This is a genomic window from Streptomyces sp. NPDC003456 (genome assembly GCF_042878735.1).
In the GTDB taxonomy this organism is placed as follows: Bacteria; Actinomycetota; Actinomycetes; order Streptomycetales; family Streptomycetaceae; genus Streptomyces.
In genome coordinates this window covers 85,915-106,727 of sequence record NZ_JBIAOK010000008.1, presented here as the reverse complement: position 1 = coordinate 106,727, position 20,813 = coordinate 85,915, and the positions used below count along the sequence as shown (strand labels likewise).

Below are 20,813 nucleotides of genomic sequence, written 5' to 3'. Positions count from 1 at the left end.
CCCGGGGTCGTACGTCAGTCCAGGAGATTCCGCAACCGTGGCTTCCACGAACGACCTCAAGAACGGCATGGTGCTCAAGCTCGAAGGCGGCCAGCTCTGGTCCGTCGTCGAGTTCCAGCACGTCAAGCCCGGCAAGGGCCCGGCCTTCGTGCGCACCAAGCTCAAGAACGTGCTCTCCGGCAAGGTCGTCGACAAGACCTTCAACGCCGGCGTCAAGGTCGAAACGGCCACCGTCGACAAGCGGGACATGCAGTTCTCCTACATGGACGGCGATTACTTCGTCTTCATGGACATGGAGACGTACGACCAGCTGCACGTCGACCGCAAGGCCGTCGGCGACGCCGCCAACTTCCTGATCGAGGGCTTCACCGCCACGGTCGCCCAGCACGAGGGCGAGGTGCTCTTCGTCGAGCTGCCCGCCGCCGTCGAGCTGACCGTGCAGGAGACCGAGCCGGGCGTCCAGGGCGACCGCTCCACCGGTGGCACCAAGCCCGCCACCCTGGAGACCGGCCACCAGATCCAGGTCCCCCTCTTCATCACCACCGGTGAGAAGATCAAGGTCGACACCCGCTCCAGCGACTACCTCGGCCGGGTGAACAGCTAACCGTGGCTGCCCGCAACACGGCCCGTAAGCGCGCCTTCCAGATCCTCTTCGAGGGTGATCAGCGCGGCGCCGACGTCCTGACGGTCCTCGCGGACTGGGTGCGCCTGTCCCGGGCCGACACCCGGCAGCCGCCGGTCAGCGAGTACACGATGGAGCTCGTCGAGGGCTACGCGGAGCACGCGAAGCGCATCGACGAGCTGATCGCCCAGTACTCGGTGGGCTGGACGCTCGACCGCATGCCGGTCGTCGACCGCAACATCCTGCGGCTCGGCGCCTACGAGCTGATCTGGGTCGACGGGACTCCGGACGCCGTCGTGCTGGACGAGATGGTGCAGCTGGCGAAGGAGTTCTCGACGGACGAGTCGCCCTCGTTCGTCAACGGCCTCCTCGGCCGGCTGAAGGAGCTCAAGCCGTCGCTCCGCCGCGACGAGGTCTGAGGACCGACCCCACACGCCGGAGGGCCCGCAGCGTCACCGCTGCGGGCCCTCCGGCGTCTCGCTGACCCTGCCTGTCCCGGCAGGCCGGCAGCCCCGTGACGACACCGCCGGGGCGACCGTGAACCGTTCGGTTCCGGCCACCCCGGCGGCACGTTTCTGCTGCTGTCGGGTCCGCTGCCCCGTCAAGCGGGTCAGGCGTCCTCGTGGGTCGCCACGGCGCGGCGCGCGTCCGCGTCTAGCACGCCCCAGCTGATCAGCTGCTCGGTGAGGACCGAGGGGGACTGGTCGTAGATGACGGCGAGTGTGCGCAGGTCGTCCTGGCGGATCGAGAGCACCTTGCCGTTGTAGTCACCGCGCTGCGACTGGATGGTGGCCGCGTAGCGCTGGAGCGGGCCCGCCTTCTCGGCCGGGACCGTGGCCAGCCGCTCCAGGTCCAGGACCAGCTTCGGCGGCGGCTCGGCGGCGCCGCCCGGGGTGGTCCCCGGCAGCAGCTCCTGCACCGGAACGCCGTAGAAATCCGCCAGCTCGGCAAGGCGCTGCACGGTCACGGCACGGTCGCCGCGCTCGTACGAACCGACCACGACCGCCTTCCAGCGGCCCTGGGACTTCTCCTCGACACCGTGGAGGGAAAGGCCCTGCTGGGTGCGGATCGCCCGGAGCTTGGCCCCGAGCTGTTTGGCGTATTCGCTGGACATATAGCTCCCCGGCACTGTGTCGACGCGTCTGGCGTGGGTGCCAGCCCGCGCGGCTGGTAACTCACTGTGAGGTTACGCAGCGTTACTCTGCCGCGTCAAGCCGGATGGTCCGCACCGACTCTTCCGTGGTAGTGGCCACGCAGGGGGCCGGATGGGTGAACCGTGGGGGCCGTTCGGGCGACCGCGGGGACCTGCTACCGTGGATGGCGCAATCCCGACGTCCTTTAAGGTCCGTCCCGTGAGGCGGAGAAGGAGGTCCGTTTCGTATGGACACGCACGACTCGCAGTCCGATGCCCGGCCCGTTCTGGAAGGGCCCGACATCGCACGGGTGCTGACCCGTATCGCCCACGAGATCGTCGAACGCGCCAAGGGCGCCGACGACGTGGTGCTCCTCGGCATTCCGACCCGGGGCGTCTTCCTCGCCCGCAGGATCGCCGACAAGCTCGAGCAGATCACCGAGCGCAAGGTTCCGTGCGGCTCGCTCGACATCACCATGTACCGCGACGACCTGCGCATGCACCCGCCGCGTGCGCTGGCCCGCACCGAGATCCCCGGTGACGGCATCGACGGCAAGCTGGTCGTCCTCGTCGACGACGTGCTCTTCTCCGGCCGCACGATCCGCGCCGCCCTCGACGCCCTGAACGACATCGGGCGCCCGCGCGCGGTGCAGCTCGCCGTCCTCGTCGACCGCGGCCACCGCGAACTGCCCATCCGCGCCGACTACGTCGGCAAGAACCTCCCCACGTCGCTGCGGGAGACGGTCAAGGTCCAGCTCGCCGAGGAGGACGGTCGCGACACCGTGCTGCTCGGCGCCAAGCCGGCCGCCCAGTAGCACTCCGGGCGTACGCCGCTGTCGTACGCCGGTTCAGTGCGCGCGCACGCGCGCCCGTCTGCCCCGAACCTCCCGTTTTGAACTGCCTTACGGAGCCTGACAGATGCAGCGTCATCTCATCTCGGCCGCCGACCTCACCCGCGACGACGCCGTCCTGATCCTCGACACCGCCGAGGAGATGGCCCGGGTCGCGGACCGGCCGATCAAGAAGCTGCCGACCCTGCGCGGCCGCACGATCGTCAACCTGTTCTTCGAGGACTCCACCCGGACCCGGATCTCCTTCGAGGCCGCCGAGAAGCGGCTGTCGGCGGACGTCATCAACTTCTCCGCCAAGGGCTCCAGCGTCTCCAAGGGCGAGTCCCTGAAGGACACCGCCCAGACCCTGGAGGCCATGGGCGTCGACGCCGTGGTCATCCGGCACGGCGCCTCGGGAGCCCCCTACCGCCTGGCGAACTCCGGCTGGATCGACGCCGCCGTCGTCAACGCCGGGGACGGCACCCACCAGCACCCCACCCAGGCCCTGCTGGACGCCTTCACCATGCGCCGCCGCCTGATCGGCCCGGACGCCGGGCTCGGCCAGGACCTCGCGGGCCGCCGCATCACCATCGTCGGCGACGTGCTGCACAGCCGGGTCGCCCGCTCCAACGTCGACCTGCTGCACACCCTCGGTGCCGAGGTCACCCTCGTCGCCCCGCCGACGCTGCTGCCCGTCGGCATCGACACCTGGCCCTGCGAGGTCTCCTACGACCTCGACAGCACCCTGACCAAGTCGGACGCGGTGATGATGCTGCGCGTCCAGCGCGAGCGCATGAACGCCGCCTTCTTCCCCACCGAGCGCGAGTACTCCCGCCGCTACGGACTGGACGGCGACCGCATGGCGCGGATGCCCGAGCACGCCATCGTGATGCACCCCGGCCCGATGGTCCGCGGCATGGAGATCACCGCCGAGGTCGCCGACTCCGACCGCTGCACGGTCGTCGAGCAGGTGGCCAACGGCGTCTCCATCCGGATGGCCGTCCTGTACCTGCTGCTCGGTGGGAACGAGCCCGCCGTCACCCGCCCGCCCGTCTCCCACCACCACCCTTCCGACGAGCGCTCCGCGCACACCCCTTCTGCGGCCGAGGAGAAGTAAGACAGATGAGCAAGATCCTGATCCGTGGTGCGAAGGTGCTCGGCGGCGAGCCGCAGGACGTGCTGATCGACGGCGGGACCATCGCCGAGGTGGGCAGCGGGCTGTCCGCCGAGGGCGCCGAGGTCGTCGAGGCCGGGGGCAAGGTGCTGCTGCCGGGCCTGGTCGACCTGCACACCCACCTGCGCGAGCCGGGCCGCGAGGACTCCGAGACCGTCCTCACCGGCACCCGGGCCGCGGCCTCCGGCGGCTTCACCACCGTCTTCGCCATGGCCAACACCTTCCCGGTCGCCGACACCGCCGGCGTCGTCGAGCAGGTCTGGCGGCTCGGCAAGGAGCACGGCTACTGCGACGTGCAGCCCATCGGCGCCGTCACCGTCGGCCTGGAGGGCAGGAAGCTCGCCGAGCTGGGCGCCATGCACGAGTCGGCCGCCGGCGTCACCGTCTTCTCCGACGACGGCAAGTGCGTCCACGACGCCGTGATCATGCGCCGGGCCCTGGAGTACGTGAAGGCCTTCGGCGGTGTCGTCGCCCAGCACGCGCAGGAGCCGCGGCTGACCGAGGGCGCCGAGATGAACGAGGGCGTCGTCTCCGCCGAGCTGGGTCTCGGCGGCTGGCCGGCGGTGGCCGAGGAGTCGATCATCGCCCGGGACGTCCTGCTCGCCGACCACGTCGGCTCGCGCGTCCACATCTGCCACCTGTCGACCGCCGGGTCCGTCGAGATCGTCCGCTGGGCCAAGTCCCGCGGCATCCAGGTCACCGCCGAGGTCACCCCGCACCACCTGCTCCTCACCGACGAGCTGGTCCGCTCCTACAACCCCGTCTACAAGGTCAACCCGCCGCTGCGCACCGAGCGCGACGTGATGGCCCTGCGCGAGGCGCTCGCCGACGGCACGATCGACATCGTCGCCACCGACCACGCCCCGCACCCGCACGAGGACAAGGACTGCGAGTGGGCCGCGGCCGCCATGGGCATGGTCGGGCTGGAGACCGCGCTGTCGGTGGTGCAGGAGACCATGGTCGACACGGGCCTGCTGGACTGGGCCGGCGTCGCCGACCGGATGTCCGTCAAGCCCGCGCAGATCGGACAGGCCGCCGGCCAGGGCCGTCCCGTCTCGGCAGGCGAGCCCGCCAACCTCACCCTGGTCGACACGGCATACCGTGGGCTGGTGGACCCCGCGGGCTTCGCCTCGCGCAGCCGCAACACGCCCTACGAGGGCCGCGAGCTGCCGGGCCGTGTGACGCACACGTGGCTGCGGGGCAAGGCCACGCTCGTCGACGGGAAGCTCACGTGACACCTGTACTCCTGCTGGCCGCCGAGAAGGAATCGGCGGAAGTGACCGACTGGGCCGCCCGCATCGGCTGGGTCGTCGGCCTCGCCCTCTTCGTCGCGCTCGTCTACTGGCTGATGCGCGAGGGCTGGAAGTGGCGCGGCACCCTCCAGGGCGACCTGCCCGAGCTGCCCACCGCCCCGGACGACCCGGGCCCCGCCCGGCTCACCATGACCGGCCGCTACCACGGCTCCACCACCGCCGGACAGTGGCTCGACCGCATCGTGGCCCGGGGCCTGGGCGCCCGCAGCCGCGCCGAGCTGACGCTGACCGACGCCGGCCTGGACGTCGTGCGCCCCGGGGCGAGCGACTTCTTCGTGCCGGCCGCCGCCCTGCGCGAGGCCCGCCTCGACAAGGGCATCGCCGGCAAGGTGCTCACCGAGGGCGGCCTGCTCGTGGTCACCTGGGAGCACGGCGACCGGCTGATCGACTCCGGTTTCCGCTCCGACCACGCGGCCGAGCACAACGAGTGGGTCCGAGCCCTCACCTCGATGATCGAAACGAACAGCACGGAAGGCGCCGAACGATGACCACCTCCACCAGGGGAGCCGCAAGAACTCCCGCCGTACTCGTCCTGGAGGACGGCCGGATCTTCCGGGGCCGCGCCTACGGGGCCGTGGGGGAGACCTTCGGCGAAGCGGTGTTCTCCACCGGCATGACCGGCTACCAGGAGACCCTCACCGACCCCTCGTACCACCGCCAGGTCGTGGTGATGACCGCCCCGCACGTCGGCAACACCGGCGTCAACGACGAGGACATGGAGTCCAAGCGCATCTGGGTCTCCGGCTACGTCGTGCGCGACCCCGCGCGCGTGCCCTCCAGCTGGCGCTCCCGGCGCACGCTGGACGAGGAGCTGGCCGCACAGGGCGTCGTCGGGATCTCCGGCATCGACACCCGCGCCCTCACCCGCCACCTGCGCGAGCGCGGCGCCATGCGCGTCGGCATCTTCAGCGGCGACGCCGTGCGCGACGACGCGGCTCTGCTCGCACGCGTGCAGGAAGCCCCGCAGATGAAGGGCGCCGACCTCTCCGCCGAGGTGGCCACCACCGAGGCGTACGTCGTCCCGGCCCACGGTGAGAAGAAGTTCACCGTCGCCGCCGTGGACCTCGGCATCAAGGGCATGACCCCGTACCGCATGGCCGAGCGCGGCATCGAGGTGCACGTCCTCCCGGCCACCGCGAGCGTCGAGGACGTCTACGCCGTCAACCCGGACGGCGTCTTCTTCTCCAACGGCCCGGGCGACCCGGCCACCGCCGACCACCCCGTCTCCGTCATGCGGGGCGTCCTGGAGCGCGGCACCCCGCTGTTCGGCATCTGCTTCGGCAACCAGATCCTCGGCCGCGCCCTCGGCTTCGGCACCTACAAGCTGAAGTACGGCCACCGCGGGATCAACCAGCCCGTCCAGGACCGCACGACCGGCAAGGTCGAGGTCACCGCGCACAACCACGGCTTCGCCGTCGACGCCCCGCTCGACGAGGTCGCCGAGACCCCGTTCGGCCGTGCCGAGGTGTCGCACGTCTGCCTGAACGACAACGTGGTGGAGGGGCTCCAGCTCCTCGACCGCCCCGCCTTCAGCGTCCAGTACCACCCCGAAGCGGCAGCGGGCCCGCACGACGCCGCCTACCTGTTCGACCGCTTCGTCTCCCTGATGGAGGGCCAGCGTGCCTAAGCGCACCGATATCCAGTCCGTCCTGGTCATCGGCTCCGGCCCGATCGTCATCGGCCAGGCCGCCGAGTTCGACTACTCCGGCACCCAGGCGTGCCGCGTGCTGAAGTCCGAGGGCCTGCGGGTCATCCTCGTGAACTCCAACCCGGCGACGATCATGACCGACCCGGAGATCGCCGACGCCACCTACGTCGAGCCGATCACCCCCGAGTTCGTCGAGAAGATCATCGCCAAGGAGCGCCCCGACGCGCTGCTGCCCACCCTGGGCGGCCAGACGGCCCTGAACACCGCCATCTCGCTGCACGAGAACGGCGTCCTCGACAAGTACGGCGTCGAGCTGATCGGCGCCAACGTGGAGGCGATCCACAAGGGCGAGGACCGCGACCTGTTCAAGGAGGTCGTGGAGGAGGTCCGCAGGAAGATCGGGCACGGCGAGTCCGCCCGGTCCTACATCTGCCACTCCATGGACGACGTCCTCAAGGGCGTCGAGGAGCTCGGCGGCTACCCGGTCGTGGTCCGCCCCTCCTTCACCATGGGCGGCGCCGGCTCCGGCTTCGCCCACGACGAGGAGGAGCTGCGCCGCATCGCCGGCCAGGGCCTCACCCTCTCGCCGACCACCGAGGTGCTCCTGGAGGAGTCCATCCTCGGCTGGAAGGAGTACGAACTGGAGCTGATGCGCGACAAGCACGACAACGTCGTGGTCGTCTGCTCCATCGAGAACTTCGACCCCATGGGCGTGCACACCGGCGACTCCATCACCGTGGCGCCCGCGATGACGCTGACCGACCGCGAGTACCAGGTGCTGCGCGACGTCGGCATCGCGATCATCCGCGAGGTCGGCGTCGACACCGGCGGCTGCAACATCCAGTTCGCGGTGAACCCCGAGGACGGCCGGGTCATCGTCATCGAGATGAACCCGCGCGTCTCCCGCTCCTCGGCCCTGGCCTCCAAGGCGACCGGCTTCCCGATCGCCAAGATCGCCGCCAAGCTGGCCGTCGGCTACACGCTGGACGAGATCCCGAACGACATCACCCAGGAGACCCCGGCCTCCTTCGAGCCGACGCTCGACTACGTGGTCGTCAAGGCCCCGCGCTTCGCCTTCGAGAAGTTCCCGAGCGCCGACTCCACCCTCACCACGACCATGAAGTCGGTCGGCGAGGCCATGGCCATCGGCCGGAACTTCACCGAGGCCTTCCAGAAGGCGCTGCGCTCGCTGGAGAAGAAGGGCAGCCAGTTCACCTTCGTCGGCGACCCGGGCGACAAGACGCAGCTGCTGGAGCAGGCCGTCCGCCCCACCGACGGCCGCATCAACACCGTCATGCAGGCCGTCCGCGCCGGCGCCACGCCCGAGGAGGTCTTCGACTACACGAAGATCGACCCGTGGTTCGTCGACCAGCTCTTCCTGATCAAGGAGATCGCCGACGAGCTGGCCGAGGCCCCCGAGCTGACGACCGACCTGCTCGCCGAGGCCAAGCGGCACGGCTTCTCCGACGCGCAGATCGGCGAGATCCGCGGCCTGCGCGAGGACGTCGTCCGCGAGGTCCGGCACGCCCTCGGCGTCCGCCCGGTCTACAAGACGGTCGACACCTGCGCCGCCGAGTTCGCCGCGAAGACGCCGTACTTCTACTCCTCCTACGACGAGGAGAGCGAGGTCGCGCCGCGGACCAAGCCGGCCGTCATCATCCTGGGCTCCGGCCCGAACCGCATCGGCCAGGGCATCGAGTTCGACTACTCCTGCGTCCACGCCTCCTTCGCGCTGAGCGACGCGGGCTACGAGACGGTCATGGTCAACTGCAACCCGGAGACCGTCTCCACGGACTACGACACCTCCGACCGCCTCTACTTCGAGCCGCTGACGCTGGAGGACGTGCTGGAGATCGTGCACGCCGAGCAGCAGGCCGGACCCGTCGCGGGCGTCGTCGTCCAGCTCGGCGGCCAGACGCCGCTCGGCCTGTCGCAGGCGCTGAAGGACAACGGCGTGCCGATCGTCGGCACCTCCCCGGAGGCCATCCACGCCGCCGAGGACCGCGGCGCCTTCGGCCGGGTCCTCGCCGAGGCCGGCCTGCCCGCCCCGAAGCACGGCACGGCCACCACCTTCGCCGAGGCCAAGGCCATCGCCGACGAGATCGGCTACCCGGTCCTGGTGCGCCCCTCCTACGTCCTGGGCGGACGCGGCATGGAGATCGTCTACGACGAGACGCGCCTGGAGGCGTACATCGCCGAGTCGACCGAGATCAGCCCGTCCCGGCCGGTCCTGGTCGACCGGTTCCTCGACGACGCCATCGAGATCGACGTCGACGCCCTGTACGACGGCGAGGAGCTGTACCTCGGCGGCGTCATGGAGCACATCGAGGAGGCCGGCATCCACTCCGGCGACTCGGCGTGCGCCCTGCCCCCGATCACCCTCGGCGGCTTCGACATCAAGCGCCTGCGCGCCTCCACCGAGGCCATCGCCAAGGGCGTCGGCGTACGCGGCCTGATCAACATCCAGTTCGCGATGGCGGGCGACATCCTCTACGTGCTGGAGGCCAACCCGCGTGCCTCGCGCACCGTCCCCTTCACCTCGAAGGCGACGGCGGTGCCGCTGGCCAAGGCCGCCGCCCGCATCTCGCTCGGCGCCACCGTCGCCGAACTGCGCGCCGAGGGCCTGCTCCCGGCGACCGGCGACGGCGGGGAGCTGCCCCTGGACGCGCCGATCTCCGTCAAGGAGGCCGTCATGCCGTGGTCGCGCTTCCGCGACATCCACGGCCGGGGCGTCGACACGATCCTCGGCCCGGAGATGCGCTCCACCGGCGAGGTCATGGGCATCGACTCCGTCTTCGGCACGGCGTACGCCAAGTCGCAGGCCGGCGCCTACGGGCCGCTGCCCACCAAGGGCCGCGCGTTCATCTCGGTCGCCAACCGCGACAAGCGCTCGATGATCTTCCCGGCCCGCGAGCTGGTCGCGCACGGCTTCGAGCTGATGGCCACCTCCGGCACGGCCGAGGTCCTCAAGCGCAACGGCATCAACGCCACGGTCGTGCGCAAGCAGTCCGAGGGCACCGGCCCGAACGGCGAGAAGACCATCGTCCAGCTCATCCACGACGGCGAGGTCGACCTCATCGTCAACACCCCGTACGGCACCGGCGGCCGCCTCGACGGCTACGACATCCGCACGGCGGCCGTGGCGCGCTCCGTGCCCTGCCTGACGACGGTCCAGGCGCTGGCCGCGGCGGTCCAGGGCATCGACGCCCTGAACCGCGGCGAGGTGAGCGTCCGCTCGCTCCAGGAACACGCGGAACACCTGATCGCGGCCCGCGACTAGCAGCCCCGAGGGGGACACCGGAAACGGTGTCCCCCTCTTGCTGAGGACGCCACGTCTTCGTGAGGACACCATGTACAAGATCTTCTTCCGTCTCGTCTTCAAACGGCTGGACCCCGAGCGGGCGCACCACCTCGCCTTCCGCTGGATCCGCCTGGCCGCCGGCGTGCCCGTGCTGCGCACCTTCCTGGCGGCCGCCCTCGCACCCCGCTACAAGGAGCTGCGCACCGAGGCCCTGGGGCTGCGCATGCACGGCCCCTTCGGGCTGGCCGCGGGCTTCGACAAGAACGCCGTCGGCATCGACGGCATGGCCATGCTCGGCTTCGACCACGTCGAGATCGGCACGGTGACCGGCGAACCGCAGCCGGGCAACCCCAAGCAGCGGCTGTTCCGCCTGGTCGAGGACCGGGCGCTGATCAACCGCATGGGCTTCAACAACGACGGCTCGCTCCGCGTCGCCGCCCGCCTGGCCTCCCGCACGCCGGTCTTCAAGCCGGTCGTCGGCGTCAACATCGGCAAGACCAAGGTCGTCCCCGAGGAGGAGGCCGTCGCCGACTACGTGAAGTCGGCCGAGCGGCTCGCGCCCTACGCCGACTACCTCGTCGTCAACGTCTCCTCCCCGAACACCCCTGGGCTGCGCAACCTGCAGGCCACCGAGGCGCTGCGCCCGCTGCTGAGCGCGGTGCGCGAGGCCGCCGACCGGACCGCGCCCGCGCGGCGCGTCCCGCTGCTGGTCAAGATCGCGCCGGACCTCGCCGACGAGGACGTCGACGCCGTCGCCGACCTCGCCGTGGAACTCGGCCTGGACGGGATCATCGCCACCAACACCACCGTCGCGCGCGAGGGGCTCGGCCTGCAGTCCGCCCCCGGCCTGGTCAAGGAGACCGGCGGCCTGTCCGGGGCGCCCCTGAAGGAGCGGTCCCTGGAGGTCCTGCGGCGCCTCTACGCGCGCGTGGGGGACCGGATCACCCTGGTGGGCGTCGGCGGCATCGAGAACGCCGAGGACGCCTGGCAGCGCATCCTGGCCGGCGCCACCCTGGTGCAGGGCTACAGCGCCTTCGTCTACGAAGGGCCGTTCTACGCCCGCGCCATCCACAAGGGGCTCGCCGCGCGCCTGGCGACCAGCCCCTACGCCACGCTCGCCGACGCGGTGGGCGCCGACGTGAGGAAGACGGCATGAGTGCCCTGGAACCCTTCGGCGCCCGCCTGCGCCGCGCCATGGACGAACGCGGCCCGCTGTGCGTGGGCATCGACCCGCACGCGTCCCTGCTGGCCGAGTGGGGCCTGAACGACGACGTGGCCGGCCTGGAGCGGTTCAGCCGCACGGTCGTCGAGGCGGTCGCCGACCGGGTCGCCGTGCTCAAGCCGCAGAGCGCGTTCTTCGAGCGCTTCGGCTCCAAGGGCGTCGCCGTCCTGGAGGCCTCGGTCGCCGAGGCGCGGGCCGCGGGCGCGCTGGTCGTGATGGACGCCAAGCGCGGCGACATCGGCTCGACCATGGCCGCCTACGCCGAGTCCTTCCTGCACAAGGACGCGCCGCTGTTCTCCGACGCGCTCACGGTCTCGCCCTACCTCGGCTACGGCTCGCTCGCCCCGGCCGTCGCGCTGGCCCGGGAGAGCGGTGCCGGACTGTTCGTGCTGGCGCTGACCTCCAACCCGGAGGGCGGCGAGGTCCAGCACGCGGTGCGCCCGGACGGCCGGAACGTCGGGGCGGCGATGCTCGCGCACCTGGCCGCCGAGAACGCCGGCGAGGAGCCGCTGGGGTCCTTCGGCGCGGTCGTCGGCGCCACGCTCGGTGACCTCTCGGACTACGACCTGGACGTCAACGGCCCGCTCCTCGCGCCCGGGATCGGCGCCCAGGGAGCCACGCCGGCGGATCTTCCCCGGGTCTTCGGCCCGGCGGTGCGCAACGTCGTGCCGAACGTCAGCCGGGGAGTGCTGCGCCACGGTCCCGACCCGGTCGCTCTGCGTGACGCCTCGCAACGCTTCGCGGAGGAGATCCGTCAGGCCGTGGCGTCCTTCTGAGGCGGTCCAGACCATCGACGGGACCTTCGGGAGGCGGGCCGAGGAGCAGTTGAATCTGAATACATCCTCAAATCCAGGGCAGTATGTACTAAATGTCCGTTCACCTGAAGGCTGACCAGGACTTTTCCGCTGTTCTCGCTGACTCCGGCGGACTTGCCCGCTAGTCTCCGACGAGAGAGCGGGCAAGCGTGTGTTGCTCGTACCTCCCCAGGTGTGGGGCGACTAGCTTCCTCACCGGTCCGTATCCGACAGTTCGACATCCGAGGTGACGTAGGCGTGGCTCTTCCGCCCCTTACCCCTGAACAGCGCGCAGCCGCGCTCGAAAAGGCCGCCGCGGCTCGCCGGGAGCGGGCCGAGGTCAAGAATCGACTCAAGCACTCCGGCGCCTCCCTTCACGAGGTCATCAAGCAGGGCCAGGAGAACGACGTCATCGGCAAGATGAAGGTCTCCGCCCTCCTCGAGTCGCTGCCGGGCGTGGGCAAGGTCCGCGCCAAGCAGATCATGGAGCGACTCGGCATCTCCGAGAGCCGCCGCGTGCGGGGTCTCGGTTCCAACCAGATCGCCTCCCTCGAGCGCGAGTTCGGCAGCACCGGCTCCTGAACCGGTCACTCCGGGGAAGCGAGTCCCGGGCACTCCGGGATTGCTGGATAATCGCTGCATGGCAGCAACACCCCGGGGGACGTCCCCCGTACCCCCGGACGCACGTCCGCGGCTGACCGTGCTCTCCGGCCCCTCCGGGGTCGGCAAGAGCACGGTCGTCGCCCATATGCGCAAGCAGCACCCCGAGGTCTGGCTCTCGGTGTCGGCGACGACCCGCAAGCCCCGTCCCGGCGAGCAGCACGGAGTCCACTACTTCTTCGTCACCGACGACGAGATGGACAAACTGATCGCCAACGGCGAGCTGCTGGAGTGGGCCGAGTTCGCCGGCAACCGCTACGGCACGCCGCGCGCGGCCGTGCAGGAGCGCCTGGAGAAGGGTGAGCCGGTCCTCCTGGAGATCGACCTCCAGGGCGCCCGCCTGGTGCGGGAGTCGATGCCCGAGGCCCAGCTGGTGTTCCTCGCCCCGCCCTCCTGGGAGGAGCTGGTGCGCCGGCTCACCGGGCGCGGCACCGAACCGCCCGAGGTCATCGAGCGCAGGCTCGACGCGGCCAAGATCGAACTCGCCGCGGAACCGGAGTTCGACACCACCCTGGTCAACACCTCCGTCGAGGACGTGGCGCGCGAGCTGCTAGCCTTGATGGACGTCGTGTGACCATCGCTGATCGATCCGGTCCTCGCTGATCATCCCGACAGATTCTTTCCCATCCATCGGAAGGTAGAGCGTGTCCTCTTCCATCTCCGCGCCCGAGGGCATCATCAACCCGCCGATCGACGAGCTCCTCGAGGCCACCGACTCGAAGTACAGCCTCGTGATCTACGCGGCCAAGCGGGCCCGCCAGATCAACGCGTACTACTCGCAGCTCGGCGAGGGCCTCCTCGAGTACGTCGGTCCGCTCGTCGACACCCACGTCCACGAGAAGCCGCTCTCGATCGCCCTCCGCGAGATCAACGCGGGGCTGCTGACGTCCGAGGCCGTCGAGGGCCCGGCGCAGTAAGTACGATTTCCAGCTTGACGCTGACTTGTCCACAGGCCCGGCAGGCCGACTGCCGGGCCTGTGGTGTGTGATGGGACATGTACGTCGCCGAGGTCCGGGGAGAGACAGTGGACAAGCCGAAGGTCGTGCTGGGGGTCAGCGGCGGCATCGCCGCGTACAAGGCCTGTGAGCTGCTGCGGCGGCTGACCGAGTCGGGCCATGACGTGCGCGTGGTGCCCACCGCCTCCGCCCTGCACTTCGTCGGGGCCGCCACCTGGTCCGCCCTGTCCGGCAACCCGGTCTCCACCGAGGTCTGGGACGACGTCCACGAGGTCCCGCACGTCCGCATCGGGCAGCACGCCGACCTGGTCGTCGTCGCCCCGGCCACCGCCGACCTGCTCGCCAAGGCGGCGCACGGTCTCGCCGACGACCTGCTCACCAACACCCTGCTCACCGCCCGATGTCCCGTCGTCTTCGCCCCCGCGATGCACACGGAGATGTGGGAGCACCCGGCCACCCAGGAGAACGTGGCGACGCTGCGCCGCCGCGGCGCCCTCGTCGTCGAGCCCGCCGTGGGCCGCCTCACCGGCGCCGACACCGGCAAGGGCCGCTTCCCCGACCCCGCCGAGCTCTTCGAGGTCTGCCGCCGGGTGCTGGCCCGGGGCGTGCGGGAGCCCGACCTCACGGGGCGGCACGTCGTGATCAGCGCCGGCGGCACCCGCGAGCCCCTCGACCCCGTCCGCTTCCTCGGCAACCGCTCCTCCGGCAAGCAGGGCTACGCCCTCGCCCGCACCGCCGCCGCCCGCGGCGCCCGGGTCACGCTCGTCGCCGCCAACAGCACCCTCCCGGACCCGGCCGGCGTGGACGTGGTCCCGGTCGGCACGGCCGTGCAGCTGCGCGAGGCGGTCCTCGCCGCCGCCGTCGACGCCGACGCCGTGGTCATGGCGGCGGCCGTCGCCGACTTCCGCCCCGCCGCCTACGCCACCGGCAAGATCAAGAAGAAGGACGGCCGGGACCCGGAGCCGGTCGCCCTGGTGCGTAATCCGGACATCCTCGCCGAGATCTCCACCGACCGGCCGCGCCCCGGACAGGTGATCGTCGGCTTCGCCGCGGAGACCGACGACGTGCTGGCCAACGGCCGCGCCAAGCTCAAGCGCAAGGGCTGCGACCTGCTCGTCGTGAACGAGGTGGGCGAGCGCAAGACCTTCGGTTCCGAGGAGAACGAAGCGGTCGTGCTCGGCGCCGACGGCAGCGAGAGAGCGGTCCCGCACGGCCCGAAGGAGGCCCTCGCCGACACCGTGTGGGACCTCGTGGCCGAACGGCTGGCCTGAGCGCCCGTCCACCGCGCGCCGACCGGAAACCGCTCCGATCGGCGCGTGGCGCCTCTGGCCAACGCCGCTCGGAATTGGGCAGAATGCCCGTGCCGCAGGTCACAGCGCTCCCGAGTGGCGAGACAGGGGGGCCGTGGCCGAAGCGTGACCCGTAAACTGTTCCACGGACGGCGCCGGGTGCAGCCCCCGCCGTCCGCCAATGATCAGCCAGCAGCCGCTGCAACCCCAGGGAGCGTTGTGTCCCGTCGCCTGTTCACCTCGGAGTCCGTGACCGAGGGTCACCCCGACAAGATCGCTGACCAGATCAGCGACACCATTCTCGACGCGCTGCTGCGCGAGGACCCCACCTCGCGCGTCGCCGTCGAGACCCTGATCACGACCGGCCTGGTGCACGTGGCCGGCGAGGTCACGACCAAGACGTACGCGGACATCGCGACGCTGGTCCGGAACAAGATCCTCGAGATCGGCTACGACTCCAGCAAGAAGGGCTTCGACGGCGCCTCCTGCGGCGTGTCGGTGTCGATCGGCGCGCAGTCCCCGGACATCGCCCAGGGCGTGGACACGGCCTACGAGACCCGTGTCGAGGGTGACGACGACGAGCTCGACAAGCAGGGCGCGGGCGACCAGGGCCTGATGTTCGGCTACGCGACGGACGAGACGCCGACGCTGATGCCGCTGCCGATCTTCCTCGCCCACCGCCTGTCCAAGCGCCTGTCCGAGGTCCGCAAGAACGGCACGATCCCCTACCTGCGCCCCGACGGCAAGACGCAGGTCACCATCGAGTACGACGGTGACAAGGCGGTCCGCCTGGACACCGTGGTGGTCTCCTCGCAGCACGCCTCCGACATCGACCTGGACTCGCTGCTGGCTCCGGACATCAAGGAGTTCGTGGTCGAGCCGGAGCTGAAGGCCCTGCTGGACGAGGGCATCAAGCTCGACACGGAGAACTACCGCCTCCTGGTCAACCCGACCGGCCGTTTCGAGATCGGCGGCCCGATGGGCGACGCCGGCCTGACCGGCCGCAAGATCATCATCGACACCTACGGCGGCATGGCCCGGCACGGCGGCGGTGCCTTCTCCGGCAAGGACCCGTCCAAGGTGGACCGCTCCGCGGCCTACGCGATGCGCTGGGTCGCGAAGAACGTGGTGGCCGCGGGCCTGGCCACGCGCTGCGAGGTGCAGGTCGCGTACGCGATCGGCAAGGCCGAGCCGGTCGGCCTGTTCGTGGAGACCTTCGGCACCGCCAAGGTCGACATCGACCGCATCGAGAAGGCGATCGACGAGGTCTTCGACCTGCGCCCGGCCGCCATCATCCGCGACCTGGACCTGCTCCGCCCGATCTACTCCCAGACCGCCGCCTACGGCCACTTCGGCCGCGAGCTGCCGGACTTCACCTGGGAGCGCACCGACCGCGTGGACGCCCTGCGCAAGGCGGCGGGACTCTAGTCCCGGCACACCTCACCGCGTGACGAGGCCCGGCACCCTTCGGGGGCCGGGCCTCGCCGCGTCCGGGCAGCGGACGTCCGGCCGGGTGCCGGCCGTCGCCACCGGGGAACCCGGCAGCCGTCGGTTGTCAGTGGCGTTTGGTAAGAATGCAGGCGTGAGCAGCGAGAACGAGCAGGCGGGCGGCGGGGCGGAGGGCGCCCCGCCCGAGCAGCTCGCGCTCATCCGCGAGAGCGTCCGCAAGGCCAGCACACCCCGGGCCAAGCCGCGGACGTGGCGCGGAGCCGCCCTCGCCAAGGAACTGCCCGTCGCCCGCGTCCTCGTCGACAAGGGAGTGCTCCACCTCGACCGGTACTTCGACTACGCGGTGCCCGAGGAGCTGGACGAGCAGGCCCGGCCGGGCGTCCGGGTCCGGGTGCGCTTCGGCGCCGGGCGGCACCGGGTGCGGGACGGACGCCGCGAGGGCGGCGGCCTGATCGACGGGTTCCTCATCGAGCGGCTGCCCGAGTCCGACTACGCGGGACCGCTGGCCGCCCTGGCCCAGGTCGTCTCGCCCGAGCCGGTGCTCAGCGAGGAGCTGCTCGGACTGGCCCGGGCGGTCGCCGACCGGTACGCGGGCAGCCTCGCCGACGTGCTGCAGCTGGCCGTGCCGCCACGCAACGCCCGGGCGGAGCAGCGCCCCTCGCCCGAGCCCCTGCCCCCGCCCCCGGCGCCCGAACCGGGTTCCTGGCAGCGCTACGAGCGCGGGGCGGCGTTCCTGCAGTCCCTCGCCGCGGGCGGCGCACCCCGGGCCGTGTGGAACGCGCTGCCCGGCCCGCAGTGGGGCGAGGAGCTGGCCCGGGCCGTCGCGGCGACGCTGGCGTCCGGTCGGGGCGCCCTGGTGGTCCTGCCCGACGGGCGCGCGGTCGCCCGGGTCGATGCCGCCCTGACCGCCCTGCTGGGGGAGGGCAGGCACGCGGTCCTCACCGCCGACGCCGGCCCGGAGAAGCGGTACGCGCAGTGGCTGGCGGTGCGGCGCGGCTCCGTGCGGGCCGTGATCGGCACCCGGGCCGCGATGTTCGCACCCGTCCCGGACCTGGGCCTGGTGGCCCTCTGGGACGACGGCGACGACAGCCACAGCGAGCAGCACGCCCCGCAGCCGCACGCCCGCGAGGTGCTGCTCCTGCGCGCCGCCCAGGACCGGTGCGGCTTCCTGCTGGGCGGCTGGGCCTGCACGGTGGAGGCCGCACAGCTCGTCGAGACCGGCTGGGCGCGCCCGCTCGTCGCCGGGCGCGACCAGGTGCGCTCGTCCGCGCCCCTGGTGCGCACCGTCGGGGACGGGGACCTCGCCCGGGACGAGGCCGCCCGGGCGGCGCGGCTCCCCACCCTCGCCTGGCAGGCCGTCAGGGAGGGCCTGAAGCAGGGGCCGGTGCTCGTGCAGGTGCCGCGGCGGGGCTATGTGCCGCGCATGGCCTGTGCCCAGTGCCGGGCGCCCGCGCGGTGCCGCCACTGCTCCGGGCCGCTGGAGACGCGGGACGGCGGGGCGCTGTGCTGCGGCTGGTGCGGCCGTGAGGAAGGCGCCTGGCACTGCCCGGAGTGCGGCGGCTTCCGGCTGCGTGCCTCGGTCGTCGGGGCGCGGCGGACCGCCGAGGAGCTCGGCCGGGCGTTCCCCGCGGTCCCGGTGCGGACCTCGGGGCGCGAGCACGTGCTGGACACGGTGCCGGGCGCGCCCGCCCTCGTGGTCAGCACGCCGGGGGCGGAGCCCGTCGCCGAGGGCGGCTACGCGGCCGCCCTGCTGCTGGACGGCTGGGCCATGCTCGGGCGGCCGGATCTGCGCGCCGGGGAGGACGCGTTGCGGCGGTGGATCGCGGCCGCGGCCCTGGTCCGGCCGCAGCCGGCCGGGGGCACGGTGGTGGTCGTGGCGGAGCCGACACTGCGGCCCGTGCAGGCGTTGGTGCGCTGGGACCCCGTCGGGCACGCGGTGCGCGAGCTCGCCGAGCGGGCCGAGCTGGGATTCCCGCCGGTGTCCCGGATGGCCGCGGTGTCGGGCCCGGGGGAGGCGGTGGCCGACTTCCTGCGGAACGCGGATCTCCCGCCCGAGGCCGAGGTGCTGGGACCGGTGCCCTTGCCGGTGCCGGCCGCGGGGCGGCCACGGCGGGCCGGGGCCCCGCCGCCCGGGGAGCAGTGGGAGCGGGCTCTGGTGCGGGTGCCGCCGGGCCGGGGCGCGGCCCTGGCGGCGGGCCTCAAGGCCGCGCAGGCGGCGCGGATGGCGCGGGGGAGCGGTCAGGGCGCCGGGGTGTGGGTGCGGATCGATCCGGCCGACATCGGCTGAGGGCCGTGCGGCTGCGGCGACCGGGAGAGCGCCGGGCAGGATCGCGGCCCTGACGCGCGGCTGCCCTCCCGGAGGGGGCCGGGAGGGCGGGCGGTGAGGCGCGGAGCCGTCGCGGGTCAGCCGATGTGCGTCGGCCGCCGTGCGTCGGCCGCCGTGCGCCGGTCGCTGTGCGCCGGTCGTCGCGCGTCAGCCGTTGTGCGTCAGCCGTGGTGCGTCAGCCGCTGTACGTCAGCCGTTGCGCGGGCCGGGGAAGGCCGTGGGCCGCACCTCGTCGCGCAGGGCCGGGCTGCCCGCGGTGGGCTGGGTCGGCATGGAACGGGCCGCGGGGACCGTCGGCATCGTGGGGAGCCCGGCGGGCACGTTCACCGTGCGCGTGCCGGACGGCTCGGTGCCGCGCTCCGGCTCGGCCGTGACCGTCTGCGCCGCGGCGCGGCGGGCGCCGTAGCGGCGGTGCACCGCCTGTTTGGTGACACCCAGCGCGGAACCGACGGCGTCCCACGAGAAGCCGAGGGAGCGGTCGAAGTCGACGGCCGCGGTCATCAGGGTTTCGACACTGTCCCGGAGCTCCTGGGCGAGACGTACGGTCGGGGCGGGTGCGCGTCCGTAGACGACGAAGCCAGTGGACGGGCCGGAGCGGCGCGGGCGGTAGACGTTGCCCAGCTGGGCGGTCAGGGTGCGCAGTGCGTCCACCTGCCGGCGGACCCGCTCGATGTCCCGCACCAGCAAGTGCAGGCTGGCCCGAGCCTGGGCGTCGTGGGTTGCGTGGTCGGCCATGAACAAGCCTCTCGAACCGGCGTTGAAAGGAAGGGGCCGCGAATTGCGGCCCTCTGTGGTCAACTCTGTCTTGACCAACGCGGATTCGCTCCGCTGGTCACGGTGAGGGGGCGTAGGAGCAGATGCGCGCGCCTGAGTGCGCGGGGCGTGCGCCTCGGCCTGCGGCCGTCGGCGGCTTTCCCGTGTCCGGCTCATAGACTGGGGCGTTGCTCGTCGTCCGCCCCCGCCCGAGAGGCTCCCAGCACCCCATGAAGCTCGTCTTCGCCGGTACACCCGAGGTCGCCGTTCCCGCCCTGGACGCCCTTCTGGCCTCCGGGCGGCACGAGGTGGCCGCCGTCGTCACGCGCCCCGACGCTCCGGCCGGACGGGGGCGCAGGCTCGTGGCGTCGCCCGTCGCCGAGCGGGCGGAGGAGGCCGGGATCGAGGTGCTGAAGCCGGTGAAGCCGAGGGACCCCGAGTTCCTGGAGCGGCTGCGGGAGATCGCGCCCGACTGCTGCCCCGTCGTCGCCTACGGCGCCCTGCTGCCCCGGGTCGCCCTCGACGTCCCCGCGCACGGCTGGGTGAACCTGCACTTCTCGCTGCTGCCCGCCTGGCGGGGCGCGGCGCCCGTGCAGCACGCGATCATGGCCGGTGACGAGATCACCGGGGCGTCGACGTTCCTCATCGAGGAGGGGCTGGACTCGGGGCCGGTGTACGGGACGGTGACCGAGGAGATCCGGCCCACCGACACCAGCGGGGACCTGCTGACGCGGCTCGCGTTCGCCGGTGCCGGGCTGCTCGCGGCGACCATGGACGGCATCGAGGACGGCACGCTGAAGGCGGTGCCGCAGCCCGCCGAGGGCGTGAGCCTGGCGCCGAAGGTCAACGTCGAGGACGCGCACGTGGACTGGTCCGCGCCCGCGCTGCGCGTCGACCGGATCGTGCGGGGCTGCACGCCGGCGCCCGGTGCCTGGACCACGTTCCGCGGCGAGCGGCTCAAGCTCATCCAGGTCACGCCGGTGCCCGACCGTACGGACCTCGCGCCGGGGGAGATCGCCGCCGGGAAGAACAACGTGCACGTCGGTACCGGCTCGTACGCGGTGGAGCTGCTGTGGGTGCAGGCCCAGGGCAAGAAGCCGATGCGGGCGGCGGACTGGGCGCGCGGGGTGCGGATCGCCGAAGGGGAGCGGCTTGGCAGCTGACACCACGCCGGCCACCGCGCGGGCCCCACGGCACGGGCTCCGACCGCATGCCCGTGCCGGTGCGCCCCCTGCGAGGCACCCCGCTGCCCCCACGACCCGGCGCCGGGCCCTGTGTCCGCGTCACCTACGCCGGCCGGCACCCGGCGACATCCCCTCGCCACCGCCGTCGGCCGGCACCCTG

The 20,813-nt window shown here is 72.1% G+C and carries 19 protein-coding genes; 17 read left to right on the top strand and 2 right to left on the bottom strand.

Annotation, left to right across the window (positions count from 1 at the left end; genetic code table 11):
* The first annotated feature begins 37 nt into the window (after window positions 1-37).
* On the top strand, window positions 38-604 hold the full coding sequence (gene efp / locus ACFYWG_RS29985; protein ID WP_383509690.1) for an elongation factor P: 567 nt from the start codon (window positions 38-40) through the stop codon (window positions 602-604).
* 2 nt (window positions 605-606) lie between these two features.
* Entirely contained in the window at window positions 607-1,041 is a 435-nt protein-coding gene (gene nusB / locus ACFYWG_RS29980) for a transcription antitermination factor NusB (RefSeq protein WP_184981683.1), read from the top strand.
* A 191-nt stretch (window positions 1,042-1,232) separates the two neighbouring features.
* Here nusB and bldD read toward each other — a convergent pair whose 3' ends face one another.
* Window positions 1,233-1,736: a transcriptional regulator BldD gene (bldD, locus tag ACFYWG_RS29975; RefSeq protein WP_020938842.1), complete on the bottom strand. Its 504-nt coding sequence runs from the start codon at window positions 1,734-1,736 to the stop codon at window positions 1,233-1,235.
* A 266-nt stretch (window positions 1,737-2,002) separates the two neighbouring features.
* On the opposite strand from bldD, the gene pyrR reads away from it, so the two are divergent.
* The 14 genes from pyrR to ACFYWG_RS29905 all read left to right on the top strand — a co-directional run bounded on the left by pyrR (window position 2,003) and on the right by ACFYWG_RS29905 (window position 18,677).
* Complete coding sequence (gene pyrR / locus ACFYWG_RS29970; protein WP_376331597.1) at window positions 2,003-2,569, top strand: bifunctional pyr operon transcriptional regulator/uracil phosphoribosyltransferase PyrR; 567 nt, start codon at window positions 2,003-2,005, stop codon at window positions 2,567-2,569.
* Window positions 2,570-2,672: 103 nt separating this feature from the next.
* On the top strand, window positions 2,673-3,701 hold the full coding sequence (locus ACFYWG_RS29965; RefSeq protein WP_376331595.1) for an aspartate carbamoyltransferase catalytic subunit: 1,029 nt from the start codon (window positions 2,673-2,675) through the stop codon (window positions 3,699-3,701).
* A gap of 5 nt (window positions 3,702-3,706) precedes the next feature.
* A complete protein-coding gene (locus ACFYWG_RS29960) occupies window positions 3,707-4,993 on the top strand; it encodes a dihydroorotase (protein WP_376331594.1) in 1,287 nt (428 codons plus the stop codon).
* Window positions 4,990-5,559, top strand: a complete 570-nt coding sequence (locus ACFYWG_RS29955; RefSeq protein ID WP_389204231.1) for a hypothetical protein — start codon at window positions 4,990-4,992, stop codon at window positions 5,557-5,559. The genes ACFYWG_RS29960 and ACFYWG_RS29955 overlap by 4 nt, the downstream gene beginning before the upstream one ends.
* Window positions 5,556-6,698 carry a glutamine-hydrolyzing carbamoyl-phosphate synthase small subunit gene (carA, locus tag ACFYWG_RS29950; protein ID WP_376331592.1) on the top strand — a complete coding sequence of 381 codons (1,143 nt, stop codon included), beginning with the start codon at window positions 5,556-5,558 and terminating at the stop codon, window positions 6,696-6,698. Before ACFYWG_RS29955 ends, carA begins: the two co-directional genes overlap by 4 nt.
* On the top strand, window positions 6,691-9,999 hold the full coding sequence (carB, locus tag ACFYWG_RS29945) for a carbamoyl-phosphate synthase large subunit (protein ID WP_376331590.1): 3,309 nt from the start codon (window positions 6,691-6,693) through the stop codon (window positions 9,997-9,999). The genes carA and carB overlap by 8 nt, the downstream gene beginning before the upstream one ends.
* Window positions 10,000-10,069: 70 nt before the next feature.
* Window positions 10,070-11,176 carry a quinone-dependent dihydroorotate dehydrogenase gene (locus ACFYWG_RS29940; RefSeq protein WP_383508300.1) on the top strand — a complete coding sequence of 369 codons (1,107 nt, stop codon included), beginning with the start codon at window positions 10,070-10,072 and terminating at the stop codon, window positions 11,174-11,176.
* Window positions 11,173-12,018 carry an orotidine-5'-phosphate decarboxylase gene (gene pyrF / locus ACFYWG_RS29935; RefSeq protein ID WP_383508297.1) on the top strand — a complete coding sequence of 282 codons (846 nt, stop codon included), beginning with the start codon at window positions 11,173-11,175 and terminating at the stop codon, window positions 12,016-12,018. The genes ACFYWG_RS29940 and pyrF overlap by 4 nt, the downstream gene beginning before the upstream one ends.
* A gap of 276 nt (window positions 12,019-12,294) precedes the next feature.
* On the top strand, window positions 12,295-12,618 hold the full coding sequence (locus ACFYWG_RS29930) for an integration host factor (RefSeq protein WP_003977346.1): 324 nt from the start codon (window positions 12,295-12,297) through the stop codon (window positions 12,616-12,618).
* 58 nt (window positions 12,619-12,676) lie between these two features.
* Window positions 12,677-13,270, top strand: coding sequence for a guanylate kinase (gmk, locus tag ACFYWG_RS29925; protein WP_383508293.1), 594 nt, complete (start codon window positions 12,677-12,679; stop codon window positions 13,268-13,270).
* Window positions 13,271-13,340: 70 nt separating this feature from the next.
* Window positions 13,341-13,613, top strand: coding sequence for a DNA-directed RNA polymerase subunit omega (rpoZ, locus tag ACFYWG_RS29920; protein WP_003988945.1), 273 nt, complete (start codon window positions 13,341-13,343; stop codon window positions 13,611-13,613).
* A 107-nt stretch (window positions 13,614-13,720) separates the two neighbouring features.
* A complete protein-coding gene (gene coaBC / locus ACFYWG_RS29915) occupies window positions 13,721-14,923 on the top strand; it encodes a bifunctional phosphopantothenoylcysteine decarboxylase/phosphopantothenate--cysteine ligase CoaBC (protein WP_389204230.1) in 1,203 nt (400 codons plus the stop codon).
* A gap of 237 nt (window positions 14,924-15,160) precedes the next feature.
* The gene (gene metK / locus ACFYWG_RS29910) at window positions 15,161-16,369 is read left to right on the top strand and encodes a methionine adenosyltransferase (protein WP_376331580.1); all 1,209 of its coding nucleotides are present in this window, start codon (window positions 15,161-15,163) and stop codon (window positions 16,367-16,369) included.
* Window positions 16,370-16,523: 154 nt separating this feature from the next.
* On the top strand, window positions 16,524-18,677 hold the full coding sequence (locus tag ACFYWG_RS29905; RefSeq protein ID WP_389204229.1) for a primosomal protein N': 2,154 nt from the start codon (window positions 16,524-16,526) through the stop codon (window positions 18,675-18,677).
* A 228-nt stretch (window positions 18,678-18,905) separates the two neighbouring features.
* Here the strand turns inward: ACFYWG_RS29905 and ACFYWG_RS29900 are convergent, their stop codons facing one another.
* Complete coding sequence (locus ACFYWG_RS29900) at window positions 18,906-19,451, bottom strand: hypothetical protein (RefSeq protein ID WP_389204228.1); 546 nt, start codon at window positions 19,449-19,451, stop codon at window positions 18,906-18,908.
* Between the two features lie 248 nt (window positions 19,452-19,699).
* On the opposite strand from ACFYWG_RS29900, the gene fmt reads away from it, so the two are divergent.
* The gene (fmt, locus tag ACFYWG_RS29895) at window positions 19,700-20,632 is read left to right on the top strand and encodes a methionyl-tRNA formyltransferase (protein WP_383508309.1); all 933 of its coding nucleotides are present in this window, start codon (window positions 19,700-19,702) and stop codon (window positions 20,630-20,632) included.
* Window positions 20,633-20,813: the final 181 nt, after the last annotated feature.